Annotated in this window: 5 protein-coding genes and 1 pseudogene; 2 read left to right on the forward strand and 4 right to left on the reverse strand. The window is 69.1% G+C overall.

Annotation, left to right across the window (positions count from 1 at the left end):
• Positions 1–296 precede the first annotated feature (296 nt).
• Positions 297–533, reverse strand: coding sequence for a hypothetical protein (locus tag GXP76_RS33480; protein WP_242575387.1), 237 nt, complete (start codon positions 531–533; stop codon positions 297–299).
• Positions 534–747: 214 nt separating this feature from the next.
• Positions 748–1,326 (reverse strand): ATP-binding protein, encoded by a 579-nt coding sequence (locus tag GXP76_RS33485; protein WP_242575388.1) that lies wholly within the window; start codon positions 1,324–1,326, stop codon positions 748–750.
• Between the two features lie 170 nt (positions 1,327–1,496).
• Here GXP76_RS33485 and GXP76_RS33490 point away from each other — a divergent pair, with 170 nt between their 5' ends.
• Complete coding sequence (locus GXP76_RS33490; RefSeq protein WP_242575389.1) at positions 1,497–2,849, forward strand: tetratricopeptide repeat protein; 1,353 nt, start codon at positions 1,497–1,499, stop codon at positions 2,847–2,849.
• A gap of 20 nt (positions 2,850–2,869) precedes the next feature.
• On the opposite strand, the gene GXP76_RS33495 is transcribed toward GXP76_RS33490, so the two are convergent.
• A complete protein-coding gene (locus tag GXP76_RS33495) occupies positions 2,870–4,000 on the reverse strand; it encodes an aminotransferase class I/II-fold pyridoxal phosphate-dependent enzyme (protein ID WP_242575391.1) in 1,131 nt (376 codons plus the stop codon).
• 170 nt (positions 4,001–4,170) lie between these two features.
• On the opposite strand from GXP76_RS33495, the pseudogene GXP76_RS33500 reads away from it, so the two are divergent.
• Positions 4,171–4,656 (forward strand): annotated as a pseudogene (locus tag GXP76_RS33500) (aminotransferase class I/II-fold pyridoxal phosphate-dependent enzyme); the annotation flags it as partial.
• 16 nt (positions 4,657–4,672) lie between these two features.
• Here the strand turns inward: GXP76_RS33500 and GXP76_RS33505 are convergent.
• Positions 4,673–5,786, reverse strand: a 1,114-nt coding sequence (locus GXP76_RS33505) for a CHAT domain-containing protein (RefSeq protein ID WP_242575390.1), incomplete at its 5' end; no start/stop codon positions are given.

Raw genomic sequence — 5,786 nt, forward strand, 5'->3', positions numbered from 1 at the left:
GCCCGTCACGTAGTCGACCCCACGCACCCACAAAACCGCCTCAGGGTCGAACTCCTCGCCCTCGAAACCCGCGTGGTCACACATCTGCGTCAAGTCCCTTTCCCGTACTGGCTGATGACTGTCCATCAGGGACGCATCGAACGAGAGCACGACGACGGCCCCGGTACCATCGGCACCAGGGTCCTGATCATGGGATTCCTAACCGGACCACCTCCAGCCCGCCAGGTCACGGGGTGGTCCGGTCTTGCGTCTGCGGTTGTTTTGGACGATCCGGCCCGCGCCTGACTATCGACAGGTCATAGGGGCTCCTCCACCAACAAGGCGCGGAAGAAGCTGGTGATCACGCTCCGGAAGCCGGTGTGACCGGTGCGTCCCGCGTGCTTGAGGCACCAGGTCTCCGGGCCCTCCCTGTCGTCCGCCGCCCCGGAGGACTCGCCGCACGAGGTGCACTCGGTTATGTAAATCGGCCCGCTTCCCGAGGTGTCCGTGTGCAACGCCCAGTTCGCGTAGCGCCATACCTCCCTCGTCGTCATCGGCGCCCCTCCCGATCTGAACGGAGTCCGCCCCGCTCCACTTTCACCACGTCTGTGGCATTCACCCGCAGGGCAGGCCCCGACTTGAAGATCAGGACCACCGCCGGCCCCCCGGAGCCACCCCGACCCGAGCGCACTGCCTTGACCTCTCGCCGTCGGCCCCGGTCGCTGATCGCGTCGCCGCGCCGTACCCGCATCGCCAACATCCGTGTCATCACGCCGACCGCCGCTCGCCAGTGGTCATCGATGGCGCTCCGACAGAACCGCCGAGGTCGAAGCGGCAGAAGACGCTCTTGCCTCCGCCCTCGTCAGGCGTCCACCACAAGCCGTCGGCCAGGGTGCGCACGATGTGCAGCCCCCGCCCGTGATCGGGTAGCAGCGCTTCCGGGAGATCCTCGGCCAGGTCCGGGCCGAAGCCGTCGCCGAGCGGCAGCGTGGGTGGGTCTGAGTCTTCGTCGGCCACATCCACGAACAGCCACCGAGGCCAGGACCGCAGGGTGAGTGTGATCACCGGGCGGTGGCCGGGCTCCGTCGAGTGGCGGTCGGCGATGGCGTGAAGCACCACGTTGCCGACCAATTCCGAGACACACAGTTCGACGTCGTAGGCGAGATCGCCGAGATCCCAGCTCCTGAGCGTCCCGACCGTTATACGCCGCGCCGCCAGCGGGGTGTCCTCTGCGTCTGCGAAGAGTGTGAGCGCGCGAAAGCGGCTTGCTGCCGCTACCTCCGCAGGCCCGACGAATCCCGCCTCTGCTGCCGGGAGTAAGCCTTGCGTGATCTTTCCGGTTGCCATGACACGATCGACCGTCCTCGGTCACGTCTACCGGGGCGTTCCCGGCAGGGTGGCCCGAGGATGCACCCCTTGCACCAGCCGTCGCTCCCCCCTCTTGGGGACCCCCCTCGTGGGTACACTCGCGAGACGCACCCCGAAGAGTTGACAGGTCAATCATCAGGGGAAGTGAGATGGCCGAAGTTGCTCCGACGCCCGCAGCACTGCCGCCGCACGTGCTGGAGCGCGCGGACGTCCGCTCCGCGATCGCCAACCACGATTTCGGCGAGGTCTTCAGACTCGCCAGGCTGCACGGCAAGATCAGCTACGCCAAGATCGCCGAGGCCGTCGGCTACAAGCGCGAGCACATCGGCAAGATGGCCAAGGACGAAACCGAAGGCAAGGGCGTTCGCCCCCGGATCACCCAGTACCGCAAGATCCTCGAAGTGGTTGACGGACTACGCATTCCCGGCCACCTCGCTGGACTCTCCCCACGCCCATGGGAGCTGGAGCGGCGAGCGAACACATCCCAGGCGGAGGACCCGAGCACCCTGCTCGCGGAGGGTGGTGCGGGGCTGTGGGACATCGCCGAACTGCTGCGGCGAACGGAGATGTCCAGCATCAACAGCGCAGCTCTGGAGTCGATCGAGCAGGGCATCGACCAGTTGGCCCGCGCCTACCCGTACGCCGATGCCGACTACCTGCACCAGCGCACTCGGAACGGCTTGCAGTACGTCACCAAGCAGCTTGAGAGCCGGATGACACTGCGCCAGCACCGGGAACTGCTCGTCAACGCGGGCTGGCTGTTCCTACTCAACGCGTGCGTCCAGTACGACCGGGGCCAGCGGGAAGCCGCCAACCTCAGCAAGGCCGCCGCACTCCGCATCGGCGATGAAGCCGGCCACGGCGAGATCAAGGCATGGGCGTGGGAGATCGAGGCATGGTTCGCCCTCACCCAGAGCCGATGGTCAGACATGCTCACCGCAGTGGAAGCCGGACACCTCGCCGATCAGACGCACTCCGTCGGCGTGCAGTTGTACGCACACAAGGCACGCGCGGCAGCCCGGATGGGAGACGCGCGATTGGTCCGCGACTCCCTGGACGCCGGCCGAGCAAGGCTGGACCGCCTGGCCCGCCCGGATCACCCCGAACACCACTTCATCATCGACCCTGACAAGTGGGACTTCTACGAGATGGACGCCTACCGCCTGCTCGGAGACGACGAACGCGCCGCCGGCCACGCCCGGTCGGTAATCCAGATCAGCACCGGGCCCGACGGCACCGAGATCTCCCCCATGCGTGCCGCAGAAGCCCGCCTCACTCTCGGAGTCGCCGCCGCCCGGGCCGGTGAAATAGAAGAAGCCGTAGGCATGGGCACTGCGGCCCTTGCAGCCGACCGGAAGTCTCTCCCGTCCCTGCTCTTGGTCGCCAACGAGCTGGACAACGAACTCCGCGCCCGCTTCCCTCGCGAGGCGTCTACGCGCGACTTCCACGAACGGATCTTGACCATCACGCGCGGCGCGAGCACGCCGGAACTTCCGTTCTGACTGCCACGTGCACGGTTCCGTCACTGAGCTTTGATCAACTGATCCACCGCCATTCGCAGCGACTCCTCACGCTTGCAGAACGAGAACCGGACCAGCCAGGCCGGGGCGTCGGCGCTTACGTAGAACGCCGATGTTGGAATGGCGACAACGCCCGCGCGCTCCGGCAGATCCCGACAGAACTCCACGCCGTCCGCGTACCCCCAGGGCCTGACGTCCGCTTGCAGGAAGTACCCGGCATCCGCGTGGAAGGGGAGCAGTCCTGCGCGCGTCAGCCCGTCACTCAGCAAGTCCCGATTCCGGGTCAAAACTCCGCGCAGGTCTCCCGCCCACGCATCTACGGTGTCGAGGGCACGCGCCAACGCCTCTTGGTACGGAGTGCCCGAGGCGTACGTCAGGAACTGCTTCGCGGCTCCGGCAGCGGCTACCAGCGGCCGGGGTCCACAGATCCACCCAACCTTCCAGCCAGTGACGTTGAAGGTCTTGCCCGCCGAGGAAATCGTCAGCGTCCGCTCTCGCATCCCCGGAAGGGACGCGATCGTCAGGTGGCGAGCGTCGCCGTACACCAGGTGCTCGTAGACCTCATCCGTGATCACAGTGAGCGAATGCTGCGTACATACGTCAGCGATCACCGCCAGTTCGTCGGCAGTGAACACCTTGCCTGTGGGATTGTGCGGCGTGTTCAGGATCAACACACGAGTCCTTGGGCTGACCGCGCGACGCAGCGCATCGACATCGAGCACGAAGTCTGCGCCGTCGAGCGCCAAGGGAACGGCGACCAGCCGAGCGCCGGCGAGCCGGGCATCAGCCGCGTAAGCGTCGTAACAGGGATCGAAGGCGATGATCTCGTCGCCAGGATCGCAGAGCGCCAGCACAGCCGATGCAAGCGCTTCCGTCGCGCCCGTCGTGATCAGCACTTCACCTTGCGGTCGGTAGTCGAGGCCGTACCGCCGCAACTGATGAGCCGCCACCGCCTCACGCAGCGCGGGAAAGCCGACAGCGGGCGGGTACTGGTTGCTGCCCGACGTCACCGCTTCGGCCACGTCCTTCAAAAGGGCGCCGGGACTGGGGAGTTCCGGTACGCCTTGCCCGAGGTTCACAGCACCGGTACTGCGCGCCAGCTCTGTCATCTCAGTGAAGATCGACGTACCCATGCCGTGCACACGCGCCGCCGGGTTCCAATCCACAGAGCCCACGATGCCGCGCCCTGCCGCCGTCCCACTCGTATTCACGAGTTCCCGCCTTCCGCACACCGTCGGTCACTGCCCGGCCTCACGATAAGCATGCTCTGGAGAAGCTGAGCCACCCATTGGCGAGCGGCGAGCTATCACCCGAGGTCAAGACACTTAGCAGAGATGTGTGTAAACAGGGCTTGACCTGGGTGACGGGCGCGCCGGAGCTGGTGACCACGGTGCGGGCCGCGAAGCAGTTCCTGACGTACGTCTCGGCGGGCCCCTTCCAGTACGCCGTCGCCGAGGCGCTGCGGCTGCCGGACAGCTACTTCGACGGGCTGCGCGACGATCTGCGCGCCAAGCGCGACCTGCTGTCGGCGGGGCTCGCCGCGGCCGGTTTCGAGGTCTACCGCCCGGCCGGCACGTACTTCGTCACCACCGACATCCGCCCGCTCGGCGAGAGCGACGGCTTCGCCTTCTGCCGTGCGCTGCCGGAGCGCTGCGGGGTGGTGGCCGTACCGAACGCGGTCTTCTACGACCACCGGGAGCAGGGCGCGCCCTTCGTACGGTTCGCGTTCTGCAAGCGCGCGGAGGTCCTGGCGGACGCGGCGGCCCGGCTGAAGACGCTGGCCGGGTGACGGGCCCGGGCCGCGCTCACGGCCCCGTGTGGACCTGACAGGCCCAGAGGCTCGGGGTACGCGGGTAGTCCGCGCGCACCTCGCACACCGCCCGGTGCAGGGCCCGCGCGGTGCCGTCGACGGACAGCGGGCCACCCTCCCCGGGGGCCAGCTGCTCGTACAGCCTGCGGGCGACCCTCGCCCCCACGGTGTCGTCCACCTGCCACAGTGAGCCGACGACATGCGGGAAGCCCGCCATCTGGAAGGCGCTCGCGATGTGCACGGACTCGTCGGCGAGTTCGGCGCCGACGCGCATCGTGTCGCACGCGGACAGATAGGCCAGACGGGCGCCCGGAAGGCGCAGCCGGGCGAGATCACGCACCGTGGGCGACGCGTCGGCCGGGCCGTGCAGCACCAGCCGCCCGTGCGAGGGGCGCAGCGGATCGCTGACGGCGTGGCAGGCGAAGTGCGCGTACGCGGCGTCGCGCAGCCGGGCGTCGACCGCCGCGCGGGTCGCCGCGCCGCCGGCCAGGACCGTGGCGTCCGCGAACCGCCGCGCCAGCCACCCCGCCTCCGCCCGCGCACCGTGCAGCACGGGAAACCCCTCCGCCTCCGGTACCGCGACGACCAGCAGGGAGCCCTCCCGCCGGGCGCCGCGTACCCCGGCGCGGGAGGGGACGCGGGTGCGGGCGTGGTGGAGCGTACGGAGCGTGGGGGCGTACGAGGACACCACCCGGTCGAGCGCGCCGGGGCCTGTGCCGTCCGGCGCCGCGGCGTGCAGGGGCAGTGTGCCGAGCAGTCCGCCCGGCGACCACCAGACGCGCGGCGGCTCCTCCCCCTCCGGATGGACACCGAGGCCGAGACGGTCCAGCACGGGGCCCGTGACGGCCGACCAGAGCCAGTCCAGCGTGGACCGCACCTCGTCCTGTGCCCGCAGGGCCTCCTCGCGGCTGGTGCCGGGCGCGTTGAGCCGGGCGAGCGCGTCGTGGAAGGCCGCCGTGCGCGCGGTCACCGCGGGCGCGTCGAGCAGGGGCAGCGGTACGGCCTCGACGCCCCGCCCGGTCACCACGAGCGCGCCGCCGGCCGGGGCCACGGGGCCGGGGGCGCTGTCCGCGGGTGGCACATGGACCAGTACGACGGGGCCCTCGGCG

Source organism: Streptomyces sp. NP-1717, assembly GCF_022695985.1.
Taxonomy (GTDB): Bacteria; Actinomycetota; Actinomycetes; order Streptomycetales; family Streptomycetaceae; genus Streptomyces.

Bases quoted from the DNA above. Each gene is read 5' to 3' on its own strand.
- GXP76_RS33480 (WP_242575387.1), bottom strand. From the start codon at position 533: ATGACGACGAGGGAGGTATGGCGCTACGCGAACTGGGCGTTGCACACG.
- GXP76_RS33485 (WP_242575388.1), bottom strand. From the start codon at position 1,326: ATGGCAACCGGAAAGATCACGCAAGGCTTACTCCCGGCAGCAGAGGCG.
- GXP76_RS33490 (WP_242575389.1), top strand. From the start codon at position 1,497: ATGGCCGAAGTTGCTCCGACGCCCGCAGCACTGCCGCCGCACGTGCTG.
- GXP76_RS33495 (WP_242575391.1), bottom strand. From the start codon at position 4,000: ATGGGTACGTCGATCTTCACTGAGATGACAGAGCTGGCGCGCAGTACC.